The sequence below is a fragment of the Tianweitania sp. genome (assembly GCF_032053605.1).
In the GTDB taxonomy this organism is placed as follows: domain Bacteria; phylum Pseudomonadota; class Alphaproteobacteria; order Rhizobiales; family Rhizobiaceae; genus Tianweitania.
In genome coordinates this window covers 86,817-89,988 of record NZ_DAMBUH010000005.1, presented here as the reverse complement: position 1 = coordinate 89,988, position 3,172 = coordinate 86,817, and the positions used below count along the sequence as shown (strand labels likewise).

Below are 3,172 nucleotides of genomic sequence, written 5' to 3'. Positions count from 1 at the left end.
CGACCTGCGCCGCTTTTATCGTGGCCGGTGCCGGCGTTCCTGTTGCGAAGCACGGCAACCGGGCGTTGTCGTCACGGTCCGGTGCGGCCGATACGCTTATGGCGCTCGGTATCGACGTCGAGATCAGCCCCGCCCATATTAGCCGTTGCATCCGTGACGTCGGTCTTGGCTTCATGTTTGCGCCTGCGCATCACTCCGCGATGCGGCATGTTGGACCGAGTCGTGTCGAGCTTGGTACGCGGACGATCTTCAATCTGCTTGGACCTTTGTCGAACCCGGCGGGCGTTTCGAGGCAACTCGTTGGTGTATTCGCACCCGAGTGGGTCGAACCGATCGCGCACGTTCTGAAGGGACTGGGGGGGACATCGATCTGGGTCGTCCATGGGGAAGGCCTCGACGAGATGACAACAGCCGGCACCACGATGGTGGCGGCGGTGGAAGATGGTGTTGTCCGGACCTTTGATGTGACACCGGAAGACGTTGGCCTACCGAGGGTGCAACTCGAAGATCTTCGTGGAGGCGACGCCGAGCACAATGCAGCCGCCTTGCGCGCAGTCTTGGCCGGCGCGCAGAACCCGTACCGCGATATCGCTGTGTTGAACGCCGCCGCCGCCTTCATTGTCGCAAATAAAGTTGCGAACCTGGCGGACGGGATCGCGCTTGCCCGTGAGTCGATCGATAGCGGCAGCGCCCTTTCGATCCTCGAACGTCTTGTTGCGATGTCCAGCGAGAAGCCGTCATGAGCGACATTCTCGCAAAGATCGAGGTCTACAAGCGTCAGGAAATCGCTGCGGCAAAAGCTGCGTTGCCGTTCAATGAGCTGCGCGCTCAGCTTGCCGATGTTGATGCGCCTCGCGGTCTCCAAAAGGCCATTGAGAGCAAACGAGCAGATGGCACGTTCGCTCTGATTGCCGAGATCAAGAAAGCCAGCCCTTCGAAGGGCTTGATTCGTGCCGACTTCGATCCGCCATCTCTTGCTGCGGCCTATGAAGCAGGTGGCGCGGCGTGCCTTTCGGTTCTGACGGATGCGCCGTCTTTCCAGGGATCGCCGGAATACCTGAAAGCTGCGAAGCAGGCTTGCTCCCTGCCCGCTTTGCGCAAGGATTTCTTGTTCGACCCGTATCAGGTCTACGAAGCCCGCCTCTGGGGTGCCGATGCGATCCTCATCATCATGGCGAGCCTCAACGATGATGATGCACGCGCGTTGGAAGACGCTGCGTTGGAGGTCGGCATGGATGCGCTGATCGAGGTGCACAATGAAGCCGAGATGGAGCGTGCGCTGAAACTCTCGTCGCGGCTGATTGGCATCAACAATCGCGATCTGCGGACCTTCCATGTCGATCTCTCCGTTTCCGAACGGCTGGCTGCGGACTTCCCAAGTGATCGCCTTTTGGTTGGGGAAAGCGGGATCTTTACCCACCACGACTGTCTGCGCCTTGCTCGCTCAGGCATTGGAACCTTCCTCGTGGGCGAAAGCCTTATGCGCCAGCCGGATGTTGAGGCTGCAACACGGGCACTGCTGGAAGGCAGCGAAGCAATCAGGATTTCATGATGAGCACCCTCACCCATCTCGGCAGCAACGGCGAAGCCAACATGGTGGATGTCGGATCGAAAGCCGAGACGGAACGCACCGCCATTGCTGAAGGCTTGGTGCTGATGCGGCCTGAAACCCTTTCGATCATCATGGAAGGCAACGCCAAGAAGGGCGACGTCATCGCAACGGCGCGGATCGCGGGCATCATGGCTGCCAAGAAGACGCATGAGCTGATTCCCCTCTGCCATCCTCTCCTTCTCAACAAAGTATCGGTGGAGATCGAGGCCGATCCCGCATTGCCGGGTTTGCGCGTCACCGGTCTTGCGCGTGTGAGTGGCAAGACAGGTGTCGAGATGGAAGCGCTGACCGCTGTTTCCGTCGCCTGCCTCACCGTCTATGATATGGCAAAGGCCGTTGACCGCTCCATGACCATCACCAGCGTCCGGCTCGTGGAGAAGTCTGGCGGCAAGTCGGGAGACTTCCGCGCGGGAGATCAGTAAATGGCCCTTCTGCCTGTCCTTGACGTTTTTGAGCGCCTGCTTGGCGATGTTGAGAACCTGCCGGCAGAGTATGTGCCTATCGCAGATGCGGACAACCGAGTTCTTGCGACAGCGCTGGAAGCACGTCGCACGCAGCCACCCTTCGATGCATCTGCCATGGATGGTTATGCCGTTCGTGCAGAAGACACGTCAGACGCGAACAATCCGCTGGAGATCATCGGCGAATCGGCTGCTGGGCATCGATTTGGCGGAAGGATCGAGGCAGGTCAGGCTGTTCGCATTCTGACCGGGGCGCCGGTTCCGGACGGCGCGGACACCGTGTTGATCCAGGAAAACACCCGGCGTCTTGGCGATCGCCATATCCTCGCCACCGAGCCGGCTGTGCGCGGGCGAAACATTCGCCAAGCCGGTCTGGATTTCGCCGAAGGCGATATCCTTCTACTCGGCGGACGTTTGCTGGATGCCGGTGCGCTTTCGCTCGCTGCCGCAGCGAACCATCCTTCTTTGCCAGTGATCCGCAAACCTCGAGTGGCCATCATCGCGACCGGTGATGAGCTTGTTCTACCGGGTTCTGTTCCCGGTCCGGATCAGATCATCGCCTCGAACAGCTATGGCGTTGCCGTGATCGCGCGGGCAGCCGGCGCGGCGGTTCTCGACTTCGGCGTCGTTGCCGATGATCGAGCGAAGATCGCAGCCGTCGTTGCCGAGGCACGCCAGAAAGCGGACATCATCGTCACGCTCGGTGGAGCATCGGTCGGCGACCATGACCTCGTTCGTCCGGTTCTGGAAGCGGAAGGCATGCGCCTCGACTTCTGGAAGATCGCGATGCGTCCGGGCAAGCCGCTGATGTTTGGGAGACTTGACCAAACCCGCGTGCTGGGCTTGCCGGGCAACCCAGTCGCGAGCCTGGTCTGCTCCCACCTTTTCCTTGCGCCGCTCGTCGCCAAGCTCGGTGGACGTCCGCACAGTTTCGACATCCGCAACGCAACCTTGACGGCGCCGCTACGCGAGAATGACCAGCGCCAAGATTACATTCGCGCAACGTCAGAGCAGCGGCCGGACCGGATGGCGGCTACGCCCTTCGTACTTCAGGATTCGTCCATGCTGAACACGCTGGCTCGGGCGGATTGTTTGATCA

Annotated in this window: 4 protein-coding genes; all 4 read left to right on the top strand. The window is 60.6% G+C overall.

Annotated features, from left to right (window positions below):
* On the top strand, nucleotides 1-743 hold a 743-nt coding region (gene trpD / locus RTX98_RS02840; RefSeq protein WP_312794418.1), incomplete at its 5' end, for an anthranilate phosphoribosyltransferase.
* Nucleotides 740-1,552, top strand: coding sequence for an indole-3-glycerol phosphate synthase TrpC (trpC, locus tag RTX98_RS02835; RefSeq protein ID WP_312794417.1), 813 nt, complete (start codon nucleotides 740-742; stop codon nucleotides 1,550-1,552). The genes trpD and trpC, both read left to right, overlap by 4 nt.
* A complete protein-coding gene (moaC, locus tag RTX98_RS02830; protein ID WP_189502129.1) occupies nucleotides 1,549-2,034 on the top strand; it encodes a cyclic pyranopterin monophosphate synthase MoaC in 486 nt (161 codons plus the stop codon). The genes trpC and moaC overlap by 4 nt, the downstream gene beginning before the upstream one ends.
* Nucleotides 2,035-3,172, top strand: a 1,138-nt coding sequence (gene glp / locus RTX98_RS02825; RefSeq protein ID WP_312794416.1) for a gephyrin-like molybdotransferase Glp, incomplete at its 3' end; no start/stop codon positions are given.

Bases quoted from the DNA above. Each gene is read 5' to 3' on its own strand.
- moaC (WP_189502129.1), top strand. From the start codon at position 1,549: ATGATGAGCACCCTCACCCATCTCGGCAGCAACGGCGAAGCCAACATG.
- trpC (WP_312794417.1), top strand. From the start codon at position 740: ATGAGCGACATTCTCGCAAAGATCGAGGTCTACAAGCGTCAGGAAATC.